This window comes from Ruegeria sp. G12 (genome assembly GCF_056533565.1).
The window spans coordinates 1-22,074 of record NZ_JBQFOO010000014.1 but is presented as its reverse complement, the minus strand read 5'-3'; the positions used below and the strand labels follow the sequence as shown (position 1 = coordinate 22,074).

19 protein-coding genes and 1 tRNA gene are annotated in these 22,074 nt (G+C 60.6%); 6 read left to right on the top strand and 14 right to left on the bottom strand.

Going from position 1 to position 22,074, the window contains the following annotated elements; translation table 11 throughout:
* Positions 1–115 precede the first annotated feature (115 nt).
* Positions 116–403, top strand: a complete 288-nt coding sequence (locus ACR0JN_RS21855) for an HU family DNA-binding protein (RefSeq protein ID WP_050605937.1) — start codon at positions 116–118, stop codon at positions 401–403.
* Between the two features lie 273 nt (positions 404–676).
* Here ACR0JN_RS21855 and ACR0JN_RS21850 read toward each other — a convergent pair whose 3' ends face one another.
* Positions 677–1,588, bottom strand: a complete 912-nt coding sequence (locus ACR0JN_RS21850) for a hypothetical protein (protein ID WP_480888601.1) — start codon at positions 1,586–1,588, stop codon at positions 677–679.
* Positions 1,589–1,933: 345 nt separating this feature from the next.
* On the opposite strand from ACR0JN_RS21850, the gene ACR0JN_RS21845 reads away from it, so the two are divergent.
* The 3 genes from ACR0JN_RS21845 to msrA all read left to right on the top strand — a co-directional run bounded on the left by ACR0JN_RS21845 (position 1,934) and on the right by msrA (position 3,862).
* On the top strand, positions 1,934–2,812 hold the full coding sequence (locus ACR0JN_RS21845; RefSeq protein ID WP_480888600.1) for a DMT family transporter: 879 nt from the start codon (positions 1,934–1,936) through the stop codon (positions 2,810–2,812).
* Positions 2,813–2,906: 94 nt separating this feature from the next.
* Entirely contained in the window at positions 2,907–3,356 is a 450-nt protein-coding gene (gene msrB / locus ACR0JN_RS21840; protein ID WP_480888599.1) for a peptide-methionine (R)-S-oxide reductase MsrB, read from the top strand.
* A complete protein-coding gene (gene msrA, locus ACR0JN_RS21835) occupies positions 3,353–3,862 on the top strand; it encodes a peptide-methionine (S)-S-oxide reductase MsrA (RefSeq protein WP_480888598.1) in 510 nt (169 codons plus the stop codon). Before msrB ends, msrA begins: the two co-directional genes overlap by 4 nt.
* Before the next feature lie 33 nt (positions 3,863–3,895).
* Here the strand turns inward: msrA and ACR0JN_RS21830 are convergent, their stop codons facing one another.
* The 8 genes from ACR0JN_RS21830 to ACR0JN_RS21795 all read right to left on the bottom strand — a co-directional run bounded on the left by ACR0JN_RS21830 (position 3,896) and on the right by ACR0JN_RS21795 (position 16,148).
* A complete protein-coding gene (locus ACR0JN_RS21830) occupies positions 3,896–5,899 on the bottom strand; it encodes a hydantoinase/oxoprolinase N-terminal domain-containing protein (protein WP_480888597.1) in 2,004 nt (667 codons plus the stop codon).
* Positions 5,900–5,971: 72 nt separating this feature from the next.
* Positions 5,972–7,009, bottom strand: coding sequence for a tRNA epoxyqueuosine(34) reductase QueG (gene queG / locus ACR0JN_RS21825; RefSeq protein WP_480888596.1), 1,038 nt, complete (start codon positions 7,007–7,009; stop codon positions 5,972–5,974).
* A gap of 72 nt (positions 7,010–7,081) precedes the next feature.
* Positions 7,082–7,747 carry an FtsZ-binding protein FzlA gene (gene fzlA / locus ACR0JN_RS21820; RefSeq protein WP_480617316.1) on the bottom strand — a complete coding sequence of 222 codons (666 nt, stop codon included), beginning with the start codon at positions 7,745–7,747 and terminating at the stop codon, positions 7,082–7,084.
* A 58-nt stretch (positions 7,748–7,805) separates the two neighbouring features.
* Positions 7,806–8,540 carry a monofunctional biosynthetic peptidoglycan transglycosylase gene (mtgA, locus tag ACR0JN_RS21815; RefSeq protein ID WP_480888595.1) on the bottom strand — a complete coding sequence of 245 codons (735 nt, stop codon included), beginning with the start codon at positions 8,538–8,540 and terminating at the stop codon, positions 7,806–7,808.
* A 39-nt stretch (positions 8,541–8,579) separates the two neighbouring features.
* The gene (locus ACR0JN_RS21810; protein WP_480818150.1) at positions 8,580–9,542 is read right to left on the bottom strand and encodes a Hint domain-containing protein; all 963 of its coding nucleotides are present in this window, start codon (positions 9,540–9,542) and stop codon (positions 8,580–8,582) included.
* A 185-nt stretch (positions 9,543–9,727) separates the two neighbouring features.
* Positions 9,728–14,260 (bottom strand): glutamate synthase large subunit, encoded by a 4,533-nt coding sequence (gltB, locus tag ACR0JN_RS21805; RefSeq protein WP_480888594.1) that lies wholly within the window; start codon positions 14,258–14,260, stop codon positions 9,728–9,730.
* The gene (locus ACR0JN_RS21800; protein ID WP_480888593.1) at positions 14,257–14,691 is read right to left on the bottom strand and encodes a GFA family protein; all 435 of its coding nucleotides are present in this window, start codon (positions 14,689–14,691) and stop codon (positions 14,257–14,259) included. The genes gltB and ACR0JN_RS21800 overlap by 4 nt, the downstream gene beginning before the upstream one ends.
* Positions 14,692–14,714: 23 nt before the next feature.
* Positions 14,715–16,148, bottom strand: coding sequence for an NAD(P)-dependent oxidoreductase (locus tag ACR0JN_RS21795; RefSeq protein ID WP_480888592.1), 1,434 nt, complete (start codon positions 16,146–16,148; stop codon positions 14,715–14,717).
* A 230-nt stretch (positions 16,149–16,378) separates the two neighbouring features.
* Between ACR0JN_RS21795 and ACR0JN_RS21790 the strand changes: the two genes are divergently transcribed.
* A complete protein-coding gene (locus tag ACR0JN_RS21790) occupies positions 16,379–17,182 on the top strand; it encodes an undecaprenyl-diphosphate phosphatase (RefSeq protein ID WP_480888591.1) in 804 nt (267 codons plus the stop codon).
* Here ACR0JN_RS21790 and ACR0JN_RS21785 read toward each other — a convergent pair whose 3' ends face one another.
* Positions 17,183–18,166: a complex I NDUFA9 subunit family protein gene (locus tag ACR0JN_RS21785; protein WP_480888590.1), complete on the bottom strand. Its 984-nt coding sequence runs from the start codon at positions 18,164–18,166 to the stop codon at positions 17,183–17,185.
* A 201-nt stretch (positions 18,167–18,367) separates the two neighbouring features.
* Between ACR0JN_RS21785 and ACR0JN_RS21780 the strand changes: the two genes are divergently transcribed.
* Positions 18,368–18,454, top strand: a tRNA-Leu gene (locus ACR0JN_RS21780).
* A 73-nt stretch (positions 18,455–18,527) separates the two neighbouring features.
* Here the strand turns inward: ACR0JN_RS21780 and ACR0JN_RS21775 are convergent.
* The 4 genes from ACR0JN_RS21775 to ACR0JN_RS21760 form a co-directional block, all read right to left on the bottom strand.
* Positions 18,528–18,980, bottom strand: coding sequence for an SRPBCC family protein (locus tag ACR0JN_RS21775; protein ID WP_480888589.1), 453 nt, complete (start codon positions 18,978–18,980; stop codon positions 18,528–18,530).
* 107 nt (positions 18,981–19,087) lie between these two features.
* A complete protein-coding gene (locus ACR0JN_RS21770) occupies positions 19,088–19,894 on the bottom strand; it encodes an XdhC family protein (RefSeq protein WP_480888588.1) in 807 nt (268 codons plus the stop codon).
* 12 nt (positions 19,895–19,906) lie between these two features.
* Positions 19,907–21,097 carry a vWA domain-containing protein gene (locus tag ACR0JN_RS21765; RefSeq protein ID WP_480888587.1) on the bottom strand — a complete coding sequence of 397 codons (1,191 nt, stop codon included), beginning with the start codon at positions 21,095–21,097 and terminating at the stop codon, positions 19,907–19,909.
* The gene (locus ACR0JN_RS21760; protein ID WP_480888586.1) at positions 21,097–21,963 is read right to left on the bottom strand and encodes an AAA family ATPase; all 867 of its coding nucleotides are present in this window, start codon (positions 21,961–21,963) and stop codon (positions 21,097–21,099) included. Before ACR0JN_RS21760 ends, ACR0JN_RS21765 begins: the two co-directional genes overlap by 1 nt.
* Positions 21,964–22,074: the final 111 nt, after the last annotated feature.

The window sequence follows — 22,074 nt, the reverse complement described above, 5'->3', positions numbered from 1 at the left end:
TTTTGCCCATATTTTTAGGGGTTTCAACGCTACTATTCGTTGTGTTCCTCCACAATATCCCGTTACAGTTACGCGGTGAGGCCCAAGACATCGGGCACGTTAAGGAGACCAAGAAATGGCAAAGCCTATGACAAAGACTCAGCTGGTTGCTGCTCTCGCTGAGGAAATGGGAACCGACAAGAAATCCGCGAATGCGGCGCTGGAGGCCGTGACCGGCCTGATCACCCGCGAAGTTTCGGCCGGTGGTGCAGTGACCCTGCCCGGCGTCGGCAAAATCTACTGCCGCGAACGCCCCGAGCGTCAGGTTCGCAACCCGGCCACAGGTGAGACCTTCACCAAAGAGGCCGACAAGGTTGTGAAAATGACCATCGCGAAGGCGCTGAAAGACAGCGTGAACGGCTGATTTCAGCCTTTCTCGGACAAAACGATTGAGGGTCGCCTTCGGGGGGCCCTTTTTCGTTTGGGAAAAGGGGCATTCGGAGTTGCACGTACCGGGGTTCTTCTTTTGGTATGCATTGAATCCAAATTGACATATTCTGCGTCAAACACCAGCGTCGACCTCGACGCCGGAGTAACGACTTAGCGTGTTTTGATGCACTTCACGTTGACCTGGGAGGAAACTCTCCCGTTCCAGATTCGCTTTTGAGGCATACCGCAGAAGGCATGTGGTGGTCGTTCAAAGTGTACTGTACCCAATCTGCACCGCCAATACGCTGTTCCCGTCTTGGTCGAAGTAGACATTCACACTCATTCCATATGGTACGGATGCTCGTATTCGGTCTAAGACTCCACGTGTGGGAAACTTTGGCCCATCATTGCGAATTGACCACGATGCCGAAATGCGCAGTGCGCCGTCACGCGGTTCCACATAAGGATTTTCAGGGCTAAAACTGTCTTGTCGCATCGAAAATCCTTGCGCTTCCATGAAGCTGCGGGACGCCGTGATCCCGCCCGAGGCTGACAGTACCCGAAAAATACACACTTCAGCTTCGCTGGTTTGGCGGATCTTCGTCCAATCCATCCGCAACGACGCAGGTGACTTCGAGTTCTCTTGTTCGTTCACGAGACACGATTGCGGGTCGGGAAATCGTTCCGCCGCATCCATCGCAGCTTCGTCCATTTCCCGGGCATATCGCGTTGCATAGGGTGGGATTTCAACTTCAGTTCGAAGGGACCGATCCCTTAGGTCAATCCTGTCCCAATTCCAATCAGGCAAGAGCCACATGACAGCGATTGTGAGAAAGACGACTTCCACTTTGCGAAACGCATCGATCCAGTGCAACACAGGACGACCCTTGGTCCGTCTTGTGAAAATCACGATCAGAATTGCCGTGAAGGCTAAGTGCAGTGGTTGGCCAATACCAGTCAACAAACTGAACGCCGAAGCGGCCCCTGCGAAGACAAGAGAAACTCGTTCTGATGACCACCTCCATTTTTGTCCGGCTTTCCACCATGCAATCAATACGGCGGTAGTACCGGCAATAAAGAGGTAGGGGAGGAAAAGGCCCAGAAGAAATGCAATATAATTAAATAGTAGAAAAAAGATAAAGAGTGGTCCGGCAAAGCCACCGAGGTCGCTCGGCTTCAATCCAAGGGCTGATTCATCCGTCTTTCCAAGCCACCAAAAAAACAGCTCACACCAATGAAAAGAAGGTATTTTAAGGTGCGTTCAGCGTTCATCCAAAGGGAATCCGATATTTGTTTTCAACAACTAATAAGAGAACAGAGATTACACCTTTGCAATTATATTCGTCTTTCCGGGTAAAGCTCCATTTGAGAGGTAGTGTATGTCTATGGTCCAGTCACCGTACTTCGCCACCAGCGACTATACGCGCATCCCTTCAAAGCTACCCACCCAACCCTTAACAACCAGCCGCTTGCAGAGCTTACGAAATTCAGAAACAGTCCCGGCAAACCAACCAAGGGGGCCTGCATGGATCTGCGCGCCATTGCCATGGGGCTTGTGTTTGCCCTGATCTGGTCCTCGGCCTTTACCTCGGCCCGGATCATTGTGGCGGATGCCTCGCCGCTGTTTTCGCTGGCGCTGCGGTTTCTGATCTCGGGGCTGCTGGGCGTGGCGATTGCCCGGGCCATGGGACAAAGCTGGCACCTGACACCGGGCCAGTGGCGCGCCACGATCCTGTTCGGGATTTGCCAGAATGCCTTGTATTTGGGTCTGAATTTCTATGCGATGCAAACGGTCGAGGCCTCGGTCGCGGCCATCATCGCCTCGACCATGCCGCTGCTGGTGGCGCTGGCCGGGTGGCTGCTGCTGGGCGAGCGGTTGCGCCCGCTTGGCATCCTCGGCCTGCTGGCGGGGTTTGTCGGGGTTGCCCTGATCATGAGCAGCCGGATCAGCGCCGGTGTTGATCTGTTCGGCGTCCTGCTCTGCGGGATCGGCGCGTTGGCGCTGACCTTTGCCACGTTGGCGGTGCGGGGGGCGACCTCGGGCGGGAATTTCATGATGGTGGTGGGGCTGCAGATGCTGGTGGGCTCGGCCATCCTGTTCGTTGCCGCCCCGGTGTTCGAGACGATCCATATCCACCTGACCCTGCCCTTTGCGGTGGCCTTCGCCTATACCACGCTGTTTCCGGGCCTGCTTGCCACGCTGATCTGGTTCCTGTTGCTGGATCGCATCGGCCCGGTCCGCGCCGCGACCTTCCACTTTCTTAACCCGGTTTTCGGCGTGACCATCGCCGCCATCCTGCTGGGCGAAAAACTTGGCCCGCTGGACCTGACAGGCGTTCTGATCACCACGCTGGGTATTCTGGCGGTGCAATTGTCGCGCCAACCTGCGCCAAAACCGGCCTGATCCGCCGCACGTCTGCGCGAGGTTACACAACAAGCCTTTGCTTTCGCCCGCCGAACCCCATCTACTGTGGCAAACCAAAGGAATCGGAGGAGCCATGACCCGATACACCAAAACCCCCGAGGCCATCGCCGCCCTCTCACCCGAGGAATTCCGCGTCACCCAGAACAGCGGCACCGAACGCCCCGGCACCGGCAAGCATCTGAACAACAAGGAACCGGGTATCTATGTGGACATCGTCTCGGGCGAGCCGCTGTTCGCCTCGACCCACAAATACGAATCCGGTTGCGGCTGGCCCAGCTTCACCAAACCCATCATTCACGAACATGTGGAAGAGTTCCGGGACACGACCCATGGTATGATCCGGACCGAGGTGCGGTCGAAACACGGCGACAGCCATCTGGGCCATGTGTTCCCGGACGGCCCGCGCGACCAGGGCGGGCTGCGCTACTGCATCAACTCTGCCGCGCTGCGGTTCATCCATCGCGACCAGATGGAGGCCGAAGGCTATGGCGATTATCTGATCCATGTGGAGGAGATCCAATGACCGAACATCGCGCCGTACTGGCCGGGGGCTGCTTTTGGGGCATGCAGGACCTGATCCGCAAGCTGCCCGGCGTCACCCGCACAAGCGTCGGCTATACCGGTGGGGACGTGCCCAACGCCACCTATCGCAACCACGGCACCCATGCGGAAGGGATCGAGATTTTCTTTGATCCCGCCAAGATCACCTATCGGGAACTGCTGGAGTTCTTCTTTCAGATCCACGACCCGACCACGGTGAACCGTCAGGGCAACGACATCGGGATGAGCTACCGCTCGGCCATTTACTACGTTGATGACGCCCAGAAACAGGTGGCTTTGGACACCATCGCCGATGTGGACGCCAGCGGGCTGTGGCCCGGCAAGGTCGTGACCGAGGTCGAACCCGTGGGCGATTTCTGGCAGGCCGAGCCGGAACATCAGGACTATCTGGAGCGCATCCCCAACGGCTATACCTGCCACTTCCCGCGCACCGGCTGGGTCCTGCCCAAGCGCAGCGCTGCGGAATAACGCGCCCCGCCCCTTTCGCCCGGGCGAGAGGGGTTAGCCCGTCGCAACCCGAGGCCGGCCGCTGGCCTCAACCGTGATCAGCGCCTCGACGAAAACCTCCTGCGCCTCGATCCGGGCGGTTCGGATATCGCGGTCGACCACGACCCGGATGTCCGCCGCCCCGGCCTGACGAACCTCACCTTCCGCCTCTTGCCGCAGCACGGATTCCAGCAATCCCAACGCCTCATCCGCTGATGTGAAATCCTGCGGTCCGTCCTCCAGATGCACGCGGTACTGCCCCTCCGCTGGCGAGGTGACAGTACCGGATCGGCGCAGCGTCAGCCGCCCGACAACCGCTCCGATGGCATTGGCGACCCCGGCATGCTCGGGCAGCACCATCCGACAATGCAGCCGTTCCCCGACAGCCGGGTAGTAACTTGGGGCAGAGGCACCAAGCCCCACCACATCCACATTCAGCGCGGCATCCAGCGCCAGCAATCCACGATGCTGCGCCAGACCTTTTTGGGTCAGAACATGCCGGGCGAGGTCCATTGGGGGAATGCCGAAATCCTCAGCCTCCTCCGCAAAAGCAGTCTCTAATAGGGTCAGACTGGTCTGTTCCGTAAGCTGATCCACGATCATCTGCGCCAGTTCCTCGGGCGTGCTGGCCAGCATATCGCCGGTTCCCACCCGACGCCGCGAAATCAGTTCCAACGCCTTGCGCGCCGCATCCGCATCCCAGCTATCCAGCCGACCCAGCACATGGCTGGCATCCGACGGCGTGATACCCGAAACCTGAACGATCCCCCGATCCACCAACCGCCCCAACGAACCGTGTTCTATACGGGTTCGCAGCAGGCCGCTAAGCGGCAGGACCTGATCGCCAAGCCGGTCCAGCAACGCCTCCTCACGCGCGCCAATCCCATCGGTGCGGATGCCCGGGACACGCCGGGCAAAGCGGGTGTCATGTTCGCCAACCGTTGTGGCGCGCAGTTGCTCATCCAGAACCGCATGCACCACTTCGGGCGCTTCCGAGGCGATCAGCGACACCGGCAACACGCGCCGGGGGCCCAGAAACACGCCACCGCCCAGACCTTCGGTCACGACATGCACCTGACTGTCGCCGCCCAGACCATGGGTGCGCATCGCCACGGCCTCGACCATTGTCCGAAAGCCCCCAACCCGCGCGCCCGCAGGGTCAATCGCCGGTTTACCATCGCGGATCAACGCCACATCGGTGGTGGTGCCGCCGATATCCGACACCAGCGCCGTTTCGGCCTCGGTCAGCCAGCACGCGCCCACAATCGACGCGGCCGGACCGCTGAGGATGGTTTCAATCGGCCGCTCGCGGGCCTGCTCGGCGCTCATCAACGCGCCGTCGCCGCGCACCACCATCATCGGCGCATCAATGCCAAGGTCGCGCAACGTATCTTGCGCCCGCCCGATCAGCCGGTCGATCATGCCGATTAGCCGCGCATTCAACACAGCCGTCACCGCCCGCTTCGGCCCGTTCAACTTGGCCGACAGATGATGCGAGCAGGTGACCGGCGCACCGGTCCTGTCGTGGATGATCCGCGCCACCTCCAACTCATGCGCAGGGTTGCGGGTGGCGAATTGCGCAGCGACCGCAAAGCCGGAAACGCCTTTGTGAGAGTCTAAAAACGCCTCAAGCGCCGCCACATCCAGCGGCGCTTTTTCCCCTCCAGCATGGGAATGCCCGCCAGCGATCACCAAAGCCGGGTCGCCTTTCAGGGCCTCCTTCAACCCATGCTTCTCCAGATCGCTTTCTTTGAACCCAACATAGATCAACGCCACGCGCCCGCCCTGTCCTTCGACCAGCGCATTTGTGGCCAAGGTCGTCGATAGCGACGCCATCGAGATATCCTGCGGAGACACCTGCGCCTCATCCAGCACCGTCCGGATCGCCTTACCCACCCCAATCGCCAGATCCGCGCGCGTGGTCAGGGACTTGGCCGAGGCGATCACCTCACTCTCATCCCGGATCAAAACCGCGTCGGTATAGGTGCCGCCCGTATCCACCCCCAAAGCCAAAGCCATCGGGTCCTCCCATCTGTTCGCTGGACATGGGTGTAGCGGTTTCGACCGGCGCGTCCAGCCTGTTTGCGGCACTTAGGACAGTCGTTCCACCGCCCAGCGCGCCGCATCGGCCACGGAGGGATCAGGATCATCGGTCAACGACTGCGCCACAGGCCGCAGCTCCGCCCGGCCCGAGTTGCCAATGGCATAAAGTACATTGCGCACAAACCGGTCCCGCCCGATCCGCTTGATCGGCGAGCCCGAGAATTTCGCCCGGAACTCTGCATCGCTCAGAACCGCCAGCTCCGCCAGCAACGGCGCTTTAAGGTCATCCCGCGCGGCATACCGCATGTCGCTGGCGGCAACCGCAAACTTGTTCCAGGGACAGGCGGCCAGACAATCGTCGCAGCCGTAAATCCGGTTGCCGAGCTTCGCCCGCAAGTCTTCGTCAACCGGCCCTTTATGCTCGATGGTCAGGTACGAGATACAGCGCCTTGCGTCCAACTGATAAGGCGCCGGAAACGCATCCGTCGGACAACTGTCCAGGCACGCCCGGCACGAGCCGCAATGATCCACCTCAGCCATATCCGACGGCAGATCCAAAGTGGTAAAAACAGACCCTATGAAGGCCCAATTACCCCAATCCCGGCTGACAAGATTGGTATGCTTCCCCTGCCAGCCCAGCCCCGCAGCATGACCCAACGCCTTTTCCGGCACCGGCGCGGTATCGACAAACACCTTAACCTCGCCCCCGGCTTCCGCGATCAGCCAGCGCGCCAACCGCTTCAGCCGTTTCTTGACCAGATCGTGATAATCCTTGTTCTGCGCATAAACCGAGATCGCCCCCCGCTCCGGATGCGCCAACACCCCGGTCGGATCATGCTCGGGCGTATAACTCTCGGCCAGCACGATCACCGATTGCGCCTCGGGCCAAAGCGCCGCCGGATCGCCGCGCCAATGGGTCCGCTCGGCCATCCATCCCATCTGTCCATGATAGCCCGCCTGCAAAAACGCATCCAACCGCGCGGGCACCTCAGGTACATCCCAAGGACGGCATATCCGGCAAGCCACAAACCCCTCGGAAAGAGCCTGTCGCACAAGCCTTTCCTTCAAATCCGATCCGCTCTTCATCTGTCCACAAATATCCTCGGGGGGAATCGCGCCCCAGCGCGATGGGGGGCAGACAGCCCCCCCATTACCCTATCAGAAATCCAGATCGGCGTAATGGGGCGGGGGTCGGAATCCCGGCACCTGATCCGCCAGGATCGAGCGGAACGCAGGCCGCGACTTGATCTTGGCGTACCAATCCTTCACCGCCTGCGAACGGTTCCAGTCCACATCTGAAATATAATCCAGCGCCGACAGATGCGCGGCTGCCGCAAAATCAGCCAGCGTCATCTGATCGCCTGCAAGCCAGCGCCGGTGGTCCAGCAGCCATGCCATGTAGTCCAGATGGTACTTGATCGCCCGCGCGCCTTCCTTGACGTTCTTGCTGTCCGGATAGCCCTCACCGGTCACCTTCTTGTTCACCCGCTCATAGAGCAGCTTCGAGGTAACCTCGTGATGGAATTTGTCGTCGAACCAGCCGACCAACCGGCGCACTTCGAACCGCGCCTCGGGGGTCTTGGGCATCAGGGGCGGTTCGGGGCGGGTTTCCTCGATATACTCACAGATGGCGGTGCTTTCCGACATCGTATGCCCGTCCAGCCGCAGAACCGGCACTTTGCCCGCCGGGTTGCGGCGCAGGAAATCGGGGTCCTGCTCCCAGTACCTTTCCTCGACCAGCTCAACCTCGATCTTCTTCTCCGCCAGCGACAGACGGACCTTGCGGCAGTAAGGGGAGAGGGGGACGTGAAACAGACGCGCCATGAGCTTCCAATCGAACCAATGAGTACTCTTCTGCTTTAGCCTTGGCAGGGCGGTGGTTTCAATCCTCGAAACAATCCGCGCGACCATCTGCGCGGATGGTGGCCGCCCCGTCCAGAATCGACGCAGCCCGACGACGGGTCCGAACCGATGGGTCTGTGACCGACCGATTGCGGGGCGAGGGCAAAATGGCCGCGATCCGCGCCGCCTGTACCGAGGTTAGCTTTGCCGCGCTCGTGTTGAAGTTCTTGCTGGCCGCTGCTTCGACCCCGAACAGCCCGGTGCCGGTCTCGGCCACGTTCAGATAAACCTCAAGGATACGCTGCTTGCTCCAGAAGATTTCGACAACCGGTGTAATCGAGGTTTCCAGCGCCTTGCGCACCCAACTACGGCCCTGCCACAGGAACACATTCTTCACCACCTGCTGCGTGAGGGTCGAGGCACCGCGACTGCCGCCATCCTCCAGCGCGTCCCGGATGGCTTCGACGTCAAACCCCCAATGTAGGCAGAAATTGGCGTCCTCAGCCGCCACCACCGACCGCGCCATGATCGGAGAGATCTCTTCAATCGGGACCCAATCCCGCTCGACCTTGCCCAGACGCCGCCATTCGGACCAGATTGTGTGGGTGATCGGCGGGTTCACAACCGAATACAGCAGCACAAGCGCCACGACAAAGGCCACTACGCCCAAAACACCGCGCATCACCCACCGGCGAATGCGTTTCACCAATGGGATTTTCCTGCTGGATGCCTTGCTTTTTTTACCGCGAGATTTGCGGGCTGCCTTCTTTGCCATGGTCCAGCTATACGACGGGCTACGCGGGTTTGAAACGGCTTAAATCGCGATGGCGCGCGCCTCGCGCGGGTGCACGACGGGGCGGGCGGTTTCCGGCAGGACCGGGTCGCGGGCACGCAATTCCGGGAACAGGCGGAATATTTCGGCCTGCACCTCACGCTCGGGCCGCGAAACCGCATGGCCTGGATAGTAGCTTTCGCTTTTTGCCCCGTTGGCGATGATGATTTCGTGCTGGGCAAACAGCAGGTGGATATACTCGACCTCGCCGCCTTCGACCCGCGTGACGGTCTCGCCATTCACCAGGCAATGGGCGGCAATCAGCGCCTCGGCATGGCCAAAATGCAGCGCGGCGCGCCAATCCTCGATCAGCATCCGGTGCTGCGGTGACACGATCAGGGGGCGGTCCAACCCAAGAACCCCGGCCTCGAAGCGCACGGGGGCCAGTTTGCCCTCGGCCACCACAGTTGTTTTGCCGATCCACAACAGGGGCTGCGGCCCGTTATCGGCGGTCAGAACCAGATCGCCGGGTTTCAGCGCCTCAACCGGGCGTTCTCCGTCCGGCGTGGCAATCATGGTGCCCGGTGTAAAGCAGGGCGGCCCAAGGTCACCGCCCGCGATATCCACCGAGCCAAAGGACGCGCCGGTATCGCTGGTATCGGTGATGGACGAGGACACAAACGTACCGTCCTGAAGAACCTGAGTGCCCGAGGGGGTAAACACCTCGCGCCCGTCGGCCAGATAGAAGGTGACGCCCGTATATGTGACCTGCGACCCGTCGCTCAGTTGCACCGTCACCATGTCGTCGAAATAAGTCGCCGTAATGTCAGAGCCGTCGACCGAATCCCCAACGCCTGCGCCGCCAAGCCGGTTGATCAACCCGTCGTCATTCTGATCGACAATGTCAAAGCTCTGCACCGTCAGAGTAGAGCCAACCACCGTCCCGTTCGCCCCCGGATTGGCCGGGTCGAGCACAAAAAACTGGTCCGTATAGGTCGTTGGCATCCGACAACTCCACTTCACTCACATCCGCCGGATTGCAGGCTGCCTGCAATTCCTGAACAAACTATGACCAAAGCTAGGTGTTTTCGGCTACGCCGGGCAAGAATTGGGCATCTGTTACGCGCCCAAAAGTAAACCTTGCGTGTCATTTCAAACACGCAAGGCTTGGATTTTGCCCGTATCAGAGCCTATTCGGCAGGAACGGCCGCAGCTTCGGCTGTCAGAGGATGGCTCAGTTTGTTCAGCATCTCTTTCGGGCAGACCTGCAGGAAGTTGGATTTTTCAACATCCCAATGCTGCAGAATGTCGGCGGCCTTGCGGCTATGGGTTTCCTGCGCGTGGCGTTCGATCAGAGTTTTCATCTGATCCATCCAATGGTCCACCGTCACCGGACAGGTGACGAGCGTTTCCATGTTCATCAGCGCCTCAGCCTTGCCGTCCGGGTCATAAAGATAGGCCATGCCGCCGGTCATGCCTGCGCCAAAGTTGGCCCCGATATCGCCGAGGATCACCGCCACACCGCCGGTCATGTATTCACACCCGTTCGAACCACAGCCCTCGATCACCACTTTCGCGCCCGAGTTGCGCACCGCAAACCGCTCACCCGCGCGGCCCGCCGCAAACAGGTGGCCGTCGGTGGCACCGTACAGCACGGTGTTGCCGATGATCGTGTTGTCGTCGGCCTTCAGCGGGCTGACCTGCGGCGGGCGCACGACGATCATGCCGCCGGACAGGCCCTTGCCGACATAATCGTTGGCGTCACCCGACACTTCCAGTTTCAGACCGGGTGCCGCAAAGGCCCCCAGCGACTGACCGGCCGAGCCCTGCAGTTTCACATGCAGATGGTCGTCCTGGAAGGTGTTCCGCATCCCGAAATTCTGCACGATATGGCTGGAAACCCGCGTTCCCACCGTCCGGTGCGTGTTCTGCACCGCGTAAGACAGTTGCATCTTCTCGCCGTCTTTCAGGAACCGCGCCGCATCGCGCACGATCTCGGCGTCCAGCGTATCGGGCACCGGGTTGCGATCCTTGTCGCGGTTATAGACGATGTCATGCGCGCCATCGACAGTGATCAGCAGCGGGTTCAGATCCAGATCGTCCAGATGCGCCGAGCCGCGGCTAACCTGCGCCAGTAGATCGGCCCGCCCGATGATCTCATCAATCGAGCGCGCACCCAAGCTGGCCAGCAGCTCGCGCACTTCCTGCGCGTAGAAGGTGATCAGGTTGACGACCTTGTCGGCGTTGCCGGTGAACTTGGCGCGCAGGGATTCGTCCTGCGTACACACACCAACCGGGCAGGTGTTCGACTGGCACTGACGTACCATGATGCAGCCCATCGCGATCAGCGCGGCGGTGCCGATGCCATATTCCTCGGCCCCCATCATCGCTGCCATGACGATGTCACGACCGGTCCGCAGGCCGCCATCGGTGCGCAAGGTCACGCGGTCGCGCAGGTTGTTCATCGCCAGAACCTGATGCGCCTCGGTCAGGCCCATTTCCCACGGCAGGCCGGCATATTTGATGCTGGTCGCGGGCGACGCGCCTGTGCCGCCATTGTGACCCGAAATCAGGATAATATCCGCTTTCGCCTTGGCGACCCCGGCAGCAATCGTGCCTACGCCCGAAGACGCCACCAGCTTCACCGTCACCTTACAGCGCGGGTTGATTTGCTTGAGGTCATAGATCAGCTGCGCCAGATCCTCGATCGAGTAGATGTCGTGATGCGGCGGCGGCGAGATCAGCGTCACGCCTTTGGTCGAATGCCGCAGACGCGCGATCAGGTCGGTGACTTTCATGCCGGGCAACTGGCCACCCTCACCGGGTTTTGCACCCTGAGCGACCTTGATCTCAAGCTCTTCACACTGATTCAGATATTCGGCGGTGACACCAAACCGGCCCGAGGCCACCTGCTTGATCTTGGCTGAAGGATTGTCGCCATTGGGCTCCGGCACGAAATGCGCCGGGTCTTCCCCACCCTCGCCACTGTCGGATTTCGCACCGATCCGGTTCATCGCCACGTTCAGCGTCTTATGCGCCTCGGGCGACAGCGCGCCCAGCGACATGCCCGGCGTGACGAACCGTTTGCGGATCGAGGTGATCGATTCGACTTCTTCAATCGGCACCGGCTTGCCCAGCGGTTTGAAATCCATCAGGTCGCGCAGATGGATCGGCGGGTTCGACTGCATCTTGGCCGAGTATTGCTTCCACAGCTCATATGAGGCCCGATTACAGGCCATTTGCATCATATGCATCGAGGTCGCTTCCCACGCGTGGGTCTCACCCGATTTGCGCGCCTTGTAGAAGCCGCCGATGGGCAGCACGTCCAGACCGCTGTCCCAGCCTTTAGCATGAATCTCCTCGGCCTTGGCCTGAATGCCGGTGACGCCGATCCCAGAAATCCGGCTGGTCATGCCGGGGAAATACTCGGCCACCATGGCGCGGCTCAGGCCCACGGCCTCAAAGTTCAGACCGCCGCGATAGGACGAGATCACCGAGATTCCCATCTTGGCCATGATCTTGAGCAAGCCCTGATCAATCGCCTCGCGATAGCGCGCGACGTTTTCGGTCAGCGTCCCATCCAGCAATCCGCGATCAATCCGATCCGCCAGCGAATCCTCGGCCAGATAGGCGTTCACCACGGTCGCGCCACAGCCGATCAGGACCGCGAAATAATGCGGATCGACGCATTCCGCCGAGCGCACGTTCAGCGAACAGAAGGTCCGCAGACCTTGACGCGTCAGGTGCGAATGCACCGCGCTGGTCGCCAGGATCATCGGCATCGCAACCCGACCCGCGCCCGAGTTCGTATCGGACAGCACCAGATGCCCCGCGCCGGAACGCACGGCCTCTTCGGCTTCGGCTCTGATACGGGCCAAAGCAGCACTCAGCGCGCTACGTCCCGACTCAAAACTGCAGTCGATCTCGACCAGCGGCGCGTCGAAGTTTTCAACCAGCTTGTCCCATTGCGCGTTGCCGACAAAGGGGCTTTCCAGCACCACGATCTCGGTCTGGCTGCTGTCTTCGTCCAGCACGTTTTTCAGGTTCCCGAACCGGGTTTTCAACGACATCACCCGGTATTCGCGCAAGGAGTCGATGGGCGGGTTCGTCACCTGACTAAAGTTCTGCCGGAAGAAATGGCTGAGCGGACGGTATTTCTTGGACAGAACCGCCGAGGGGGTATCATCCCCCATCGAGGCCAGCGATTCCTTGCCATCCTCGGCCATCGGGGCCAGAATCTGCTCCAGCTCCTCAATCGAATACCCGGCCGCAATCTGGCGTTTGCGCAGTTCTTCACCTGTGTAGATCGGTGTCTCAACCACTCCGGCAAGGGATTCATCCAGATCGTGAATCTTACCGACCCATTCGCCAAACGGCAGCGCCCGCGCCAGTTTGTCCTTGATCTGCTTGTCGCGGAACAGCTTGCCCTTCTTCATATCCACGGCCAGCATCTGCCCCGGGCCCAAAGCGCCTTTTTCCGTCACCGATGCTTCATCAATCGGCACCATCCCGGCCTCGGACCCGGCGATCACCAGACCGTCGCCGGTGACCACATAGCGCATCGGGCGCAGACCGTTTCGGTCCAGACCGGCACAGACCCAGCGGCCGTCAGTCATCGCCAAAGCCGCGGGGCCGTCCCACGGCTCCATCACCGAGTTGCAGTAGGAATACATGTCGCGCCACGCCTGCGGCAATTCCACCGCCTGCTTGGACCAGCTTTCCGGCACCAGCATGGTTTTCGCCATGGGCGCGGACCGGCCCGCGCGCACCAGAACCTCAAAAACCGAGTCTAATGCAGCTGAATCCGACGATCCGCCCGCGATGATCGGCTTGATGTCCTCGGCATAGTCGCCAAAGCTGGCCGACGCCATGCGGATCTCATGGCTTTTCATCCAGTTGATGTTGCCCTTGAGCGTGTTGATCTCACCATTATGGGCCAGCATGCGGAAGGGTTGGGCCAGCCACCATTGCGGGAAGGTGTTGGTGGAATAGCGCTGGTGGTAGATCGCAAAGGCGGACTCAAAACGCTCATCCATCAGGTCGGGGTAGAACACGGCCACTTGCTCGGCCAGCATCATGCCCTTGTAGATGATCGACCGGCAGGACAGCGAAGCCAGATAGAGGCCGGAAATACCGCCCGCCAGTGCGGCTTTTTCGATCCGGCGGCGGATGACATAGAGTTCCCGCTCGAACGTCTCTTCGTCCACGCCTTTGGAGTTCGAGATCAGTATCTGCTCGATCTCGGGCCGGGTCGCATTGGCCTTGTCGCCCAGACAGGTCACATCGACCGGCACATGCCGCCAGCCGTAGATGTAGTAGCCCATGCGCAGAACTTCGGTTTCCACGATGGTCCGGCATTGTTCCTGCGCGCCGAAATCGGTGCGGGGCAAGAAAACCTGACCAACCGCGACCAGCTCGTCCATGTTCGGCTCATGGCCGGTGCGACGGATCTGATCATAGAAGAAGCGGGCCGGGATCTGCACATGTATGCCCGCCCCGTCGCCGGTCTTGCCATCTGCGTCCACCGCACCCCGGTGCCAGATCGCCTTGAGCGCGTCGATACCGGCATCCACAACCTTGCGGCTTTTCTTGCCGTCCAGCGAAACCACAAGACCCACACCGCACGAAGAATGCTCTTCCTGCTCGGAATAGAGACCGTTTTCGGCCATCCACTGGCGTTTGGCTTCTTCGGCCCGCACCCAATTGGCATCATATTTGGTCATTGGCTGTCTCCTTCTTGGGGCTCAGCGAACATGGCTTCGAATTCAGCTGTCGTCATCTGCCGATGCTTGCCTGCGAACGCGTACCCGTTGGGCTTTTTGTCGATAAAGAGTTCCAGTTCCAGCGCATGGCCTGTGTCATCAAACAGGCCCGCCGCGATATGTGTCTGCCCGTGCATCTCGCCGGGCAGCGTGAGCCGGTACCACAGCGCCGATCCGCACTCGGCGCAAAAGGCGCGCTCGGCCCAATCGGACGAGGTGAAGGTCTTCACCGGTCCAAGTGCTGCATATCCGGGTTCGGCCTGAAACGCGATCAGCATGGAACTGGTCCAGCGGCGGCACTGATCGCAGTGGCACGCGCCCAGTTCGTCTTGCGCTGGGGTCGCAGTCACGGTGACCGCGCCGCACATGCATTGGCCTTGCAATTCGGGCATCACACGCCTCCTGATCGCTGGGGTTATTCGGCGGCTATGGTCGCCTTGGCATTGAACCGGTCGATGATCGCATCGGCGCAGTCGCGCCCGTCGCGGATTGCCCACACGACCAGAGAGGCCCCGCGCACGATGTCACCGATGGCATAGACGCCCTCCATCTCGGTCTCGCCCGTCTGGAACGCGGCTTTGACGGTACCCCAGCGGGTCACGGGCAGATCGGGCTGGCCGAACAGGGTGGGCAGGTCTTCGGGCTCAAAACCCAAAGCCTTGATCACCAGATCGGCGTCCTCGACATAGTCGGCGCCCTCGATCAACTCAGGCGCCTGACGGCCCGAGGCGTCAGGCTGGCCCAAACGCATCTTCTGCACCATCACGCCCTGAACCCGGTCGTCGCCGGTGAAGCCTTTGGGCGCACTGAGCCATTCGAAGATCACGCCTTCTTCTTCGGCATTTTGCGTTTCGCGTTGGGAACCGGGCATATTGGCCCGGTCACGACGGTAGAGACATTTGACCGACGTCGCGCCCTGCCGGACCGAGGTCCGCACGCAATCCATCGCGGTATCGCCGCCGCCAATGACAACAACCTTCTTGCCATCTGCATTCAGACGGCCATTGTCGAAATCTTCGACCGCGTCACCAAAGCTTTTGCGGTTCGAGGCGGTCAGGAAGTCGATGGCCTTTTCAATCCCGTCCAGTCCACTGCCCGGCATAGACAGGTCGCGCGACTTGTAGACGCCAGTGGCGATGATCACCGCGTCATGCTTTGCGCGAATGTCCTCGAATTTCGCAGCGTCGACGTCGCAATTCAATTCGAAGTTCACTCCGCCATCGGCCAACAAGTCATTGCGGCGCTGCACGATGTCCTTTTCCAGCTTGAAACCGGGGATGCCGTACATCAGCAAACCTCCGGCGCGGTCATAGCGGTCATAAACCGTCACCTGAATGCCAGCGCGGCGCAGCATGTCTGCGGCAGCCAGACCACCGGGACCGCCGCCGATGATACCCACGCTTTCGCTGCGTTCGGCAGCGGGGACCACCGGCTTGACCCAGCCTTTGTCCCATGCGGTGTCGGTGATGTACTTTTCGATTGTACCAATGGTGACGGTGCCGTGGCCGGATTGCTCGATCACGCAATTGCCTTCGCACAGACGGTCCTGCGGGCAGATACGGCCGCAGATTTCCGGGAAGGTGTTGGTGGCCTGACTGGTTTGATACGCCTCTTCCAACCGGCCTGTCGCGGTCAGGTTCAGCCAATCGGGGATATTATTGTGCAGCGGGCAATGCGACTGACAATAAGGCACCCCACACTGGCTGCACCGGCTGGCCTGTTCGACGGCTTTTTCGGCTGCGAACTCGGCATAGATTTCGTCAAAGTCTTCCTTGCGGTCATCCGCAGCACGCTTTTCCGGCATGACACGGTCGATCTGCACAAATTTCAGCATCGGTTGCTTGGCCACGGGTCAGACTCCATGAATTGGCTTGGTCGGACCTCTTTACGGGATGACATTACTTATGAAAAGTCAACTGTGCTGACCTAAATGGGAAAAATTCCGCCATGCAGGTCAAATATCCGGAAAATCTCTGTGTTTTTAGTTCCGATCCGGACCTATCTACGCGCTTTCCTTTTCCCGGCCACGCTTATACCCATTGAACACAAAGAAAACGGGGCGGCAGCACGGCAGGGCAGATGAGTCTCTTTCACTTGATTCTCGTGGCAATCATACAGGGAATTACCGAATTTTTACCAATCTCGTCGTCAGGCCATCTGATCCTGCTGCCCAGCCTGACCGGGATGCAGGATCAGGGGCAGGCGATCGACGTGGCGGTGCATGTGGGCACTTTGGGTGCGGTGGTTCTATACTTCTGGTCGGACGTCAAACAGGCCATCGCCGGAACGCCGCGCGCGCTGACCGGGCGCACCGATACGCCGCAAGCGCGACTGGCGCTGGGGCTGATCGTGGCCACGATTCCTGCCGTTATCGCCGGGCTGTTGCTGCATGTCACCGGGCTGGCCGTGGCCATGCGATCTATCGCGGTGATTGGCTGGACGATGCTGGGCTTTGGCCTGCTGCTGTATTTGATGGACCAGAAGGGCCCCCAGACCAAAGAAGCAAAAGACTGGGGCCTGCGCGATGCCGCCATCATGGGCCTGTGGCAGGTTCTGGCGCTGATCCCCGGCACCTCGCGCTCTGGCATCACGATCACTGGCGCGCGGCAGTTGGGATACACGCGCGAGGATGGCGCGCGGATTGCGATGCTGATGTCGATCCCGACAATTCTGGCTTCGGGCACACTGCTGGCGCTGGATGTGATGGCCCAAGCCGATGCGCAACTGGCCAAAGACGGCGCGATTGCCGCCTGCTTTGCGTTTCTGTCGGCTCTGCTGGCGCTCAGCCTGATGATGCGGCTGTTGCGCAGCGTCAGCTTCACGCCTTACGTGATCTACCGGGTTGTTCTGGGCGCCATCCTGCTGCTGATCGCCTATAGCTGATCAGGTCCGCAGATTCCGGGCCGAGTTCTGGATCTCGTCATACTGACCCGAGGGACGGAACTTCCACAGATACTCGGGCAGCACCGCTTCAAGCGTCGTGGGTTCGATCCCCAGATCGGCAAAGCCTTTCGCACCCTCGGACACCACGTTGTCCCGGCGCAGGTTCTTCAACTGATCACGGGTCAGGATGTGATTGGGGAACAGCTGGAAGCTGACGAACTTCACTATGTCCAGAACACCCGCCATGATCCGGGCCACCCCGAACGGCATGCCGATAATGACCCGGCGGCGGTGGATCACATCCAACATCTGCTGCATCAGCGCGCGGAAGGATTTCACTTCGGGCCCGCCCAGCTCATACACACCTGGCTCTGCTTGCCCCAACACGGCCATCTCGGCGGCCTGGGCCACATCATCCACATAAACCGGCTGGAACTGTGTCCCAGCCCCGACCAGAGGTAGGAACGGCCCCATCCGGGTCATCCCGGCAAAGCGGTTGAAGAACTGATCCTCGGTCCCGAAAATGACCGAGGGGCGCAAGATCACGGCATCCGGCATATGGGCCAGTACACCGGCCTCCCCCAGCGCCTTGGTCCGGGAATACACGCTGTCCGAGTCCGCATCCGCCCCGATGGCAGACACATGGACCATGCGCGCCACGCCGTTTTCGGCGGCCAGCCGCGCGATCCGCTCGGCACCTTCGGCCTGTACCTTGTCAAACGCGTTGTTGCCCAGTTCATTGAGGACGCCAACACAGTTCACAACCGCATCCGCCCCCTGCATCGCCAGAGAAACCGAGGCATCGTCGCGGATATTGCACAGAACCGGCTCGACCTGGCCCACAGCACCATAGGGTTTGACAAACATCGCCTCGTTCGGGCGGCGAACGGCCACCCGCACGCGCCAACCCTCATTCGCCATGCGCCGCGCGATATAGCGACCGACAAAACCCGATCCACCGTAGATCGTGACCAGCTTGGACATGAGAAGGCTCCTGCGAACTGAATGCGCCCTAGGATTAGCGCCGGGACCGGCGGCAAACAAGGCGCTAATTCGCCGCGCAACGCCAAGGTTCCGATGTTGGATCAGAGCGCTGCTCAGCGGGGTTCAAAAAACTTTAAAGATTCTTCCCGAATCCGGTTGACGCCCCCCGCCAGTCGGCTTAAACGCCCCTCCACGACACCTGCCCAGGTGGCGGAATTGGTAGACGCGCTAGCTTCAGGTGCTAGTGTCCGTATGGACGTGGAGGTTCGAGTCCTCTCCTGGGCACCAAATATCCCAACACTGCAAACAAACGTTCACAGCGGCCGCAGATGTGGTATCTGCGACCAGCACCCGTTGGTGGTCAGGACACAGACTGCTCTGCCACGATCTCACCAAACCGGGTGAAGAACTTGCTCGAGAGTTTCTTAGCGGTGCCTGCGATCAGGCGGCTGCCCAACTGGGCGATTTTGCCGCCGACGTCGACCTTGGCGGTGTAAGTGAGAACGGTTTCGGCCCCGTCTTCGGTCAGCGTCACTTCGGCACCTCCCTTGGCAAAACCGGCAGCGCCGCCCTTGCCTTCGCCCATCAATGAAAACCCGTCCGGTGCGTTCGAATTATCCAGCGTCACCTGACCGGCGAATTTTGCTTTGACCGGTCCGATTTTCAAGACAACCTTGGCCTCCAATTCGTCGGGCGAATTCTGGGTCAGTTCTTCACATCCCGGAATGCATTCGCGCAGCACATCGGGGTTGTTCAGGGCCTGATAGACCACGTCACGCGGCGCGGCGATGCGGATTTCGTCACTCAGTTCCATTCGGATTTTCCTTTGTTCAGCAGCATCTTGGGAAGACACGAAGCGCGGTTTCGGTCGCGTCTTCGGGGGTTTGTTCGGGGCGTTGGGACCAGAAGGCCGCCAACCGCTTACGCAAGCTTTTCATCATGGGACACCTCCGTGGACTTATCACTGTTTCGCCACATGACGATCTCGGCCAGAATGGACACCGCGATTTCGTGCGGATCGATGGCGTGGATGTCGAGCCCGGCGGGGGATTTGAGCCGCGCCACCCGAAGCGGGTCCATGCCTGCCGCGATCAGTTTTGCTGTCAGTGTATCGGCCTTACGGCGGCTGGCAACCATTGATACCCGCGCCGCATCCGTCTGCAGCGCCGCTTTCAGGGCCGCGCTATCACCCTGCCCTTGCGAGGCGACCACAACGAAATCCCGTGCCTCGATCCCCAGATCGGCGATCTGATCCGGCGCGACCTGAGTATGTGTTGCGTTGTCTTCGTCTGTTACGCAGACGCGAAACCCGGCCAGCGCCGCATGATCGGCAAGAGCGGTGGCGATCGGAGACTCTCCGAAAATCACCAGACGCGGTGCCTGCTGGTAGGGCTCGACCAGAAGATCGACGGTTCCGCCCGAAGGGCATCCGCTTTTGAAAGTCTGAACGCCGTCAGGGTCCGTCATATTCACCACCTTTTCCGAAGGTTTAACCCGGATCAGTTGCGGTGCGCCGCTGGCCAGAGCCTCTTGTGCCGAGGCCCGGACCGCCCGCTGCACGCAAGCCCCGCCCAGATGGCCGAGGATTCGCCCATCCCGCGTAACCGCCGCCTTGCCACCCGCCTTGGCCGAGGTCGCATCCGCCGTGCGCAGCACCGTCGCGACGCAAAAGGCGTCTCCGGTCTTTCGCAACTGATCTATGGTGTCGAAAATGTCGAAACTGGCCATCTCGGCCTCCTTTCACAGTTTGCGAAATTGCGGCTCAAGCGCCGCCAGTGCATCCAGCGTATTTGCGGGCAGATGCGCATCCAGATAGGGTTCGGCTGCCTGCATCGCCGCCGCGACCGGCTGGTAGTTCTGCCAGCCCTTCAGCGGATTCATCCAAACAATGCGCCGCGCCTTACGCCGGATGCGGGCCAGAACATCGCCCAGCGCGTCCGGATCAGAACTGCAATACCCGTCCGACAGGATCAGCACGATGGTGCGGCCATTCAGGGCGCGCGCGCCATAGCCGTTCAGAAAGCTCTCAAGACTGCCAGAGATATCGGTGCCGCCGCCAAACCCCTCGGCCATCAGAGACAACCGTCCCGCAGCACGGATCGAGTCGTGATCGCGCAGGGCGTCCGTGACCCGCATCAGACGGGTGTGAAACAGGTAGGCATCGGCTTCGGTTCCACTGCCGATCAAGCCCTTGAGAAAAGCCAGAAACACTCGCGAATACACCGTCATCGACCCGCTGACATCGCACAGGGCCACGATCCGCATCGGGCGTGGCGGACGGGCACGACGGAACAGGTCCAGCGGTTCGCCCCCACGGGCAAGGCTGGCGCGTTGAATGCGCCGCATGTCCAACGCCGGGCCTTTCAGTGACCGCTTTCGCCGGCGGGACCGACGGTCTCGGATCGCGCGAGCCAACGCCAAAGCCGCCGTTTCTGCCTGTTTTAGGGTCTGCTCATCCAGCACCTCTCTCAGATCCCGGCGCGACAGGTTGGCCGTACGGGTCGCAATCAGCTTCCCGTCCATCCCTTCGGCCTCCCCGTCGCCCGGATCAGGAGTGGTGGCTGCCTGATCTGTATCCCCATGCGCATTTGTCTGATCCTGATCCGACCCCTGCCAGATCATCGGTTTGGCAGATTGCACGCGCACATGAGATGTCTGGGCCATGCCTGCGCGCTGCTTTCCGGCGTTGAACCAATACGCGTCGAACAGCTCATCAAACCGCCGCCAATCTTCGGCATCCCCCGCCAGAAGCGAGCACAAGGCCCGCCGCGCCTGATCGGCATCGGTCGCGTCCACAGCGGTCAGGGCCGCAAGCGCATCCCCGGTTTCCCTCGGCCCGACGCGCAGACCATTCAGGCGCAGATGCTCGATGAACCCTGACATCCGGTCGGCAAGGCCCGTAGCCCGAGATGGAAAGCGCGTCACCTGCATCAGGCTACCTTCCCGATCAAACGATCCATGACTTCTGGCGGCGCGGCGCCATAGTCGGCGGCGGTCTTTAACAGACAGACCAGCGTGGCCTGTACCTCATCTCGAGATTGCGCCAGATCGTTGACCCCCAGCCCGGATAGGGCCGCTGCCCAATCCAGCATCTCGGCAATCCCCGGCACTTTCTCAAGGTCTTCCTTACGCAGCGCCTGAACAACGCCAATGATCTGCCGCGCCAACAGCGCCTCAACCTCGGGCATCCGCGTCCGCAGGATCGCCATCTCGGTTTCTTTCGACGGGTAATCCAGAAAACTGTAAAGACACCGCCGACGCAGCGCATCCGACAGATCCCGCGTCCCATTGGCCGTCAGAATCACAATCGGCCGCGCCTTGGCTTCAACAGTTCCAAGCTCGGGAATGGTGACCTGAAAGTCGGACAGGATTTCCAGCAGATACGCTTCGAACTCCTCATCCGCCCGGTCAATCTCATCAATCAGCAAAACCGGAGGCACATCCTGCGATATAGCCTCTAACAAGGGCCGTTTCAGCAGATAGGCGTCAGAAAACAACTGCGCCTCGCCAACCCCACCCTGCGCTTCGCTCGCTCGGATCGCCAACAACTGCCGCTGATAATTCCACTCATAGATCGCGTGGCTGGCATCCAACCCTTCGTAACATTGCAACCGGATCAACCGCGCCTCAAGCCAGGCCGCCATCGCTTTGGCCACCTCGGTCTTACCAACCCCGGCCGGCCCCTCCAGCAGCAAAGGCCGCCCCAAAGCCTGCGCCAAATGCAACGCCATCGCCAACCGATCATCGGCAACATAGCCCTGCGCGGCCAACCCGTTCTGCACATCACTCAAAGTCAAAACCAGGATCCATTCTTCATCTGGCTAAAAATATTCCGGGGGTCCAAGGGGGCAGAGCCCCCTTGCTTCCGTTGGACCGGCATCAGCCCGTCCGAACCCAATCACCCATGC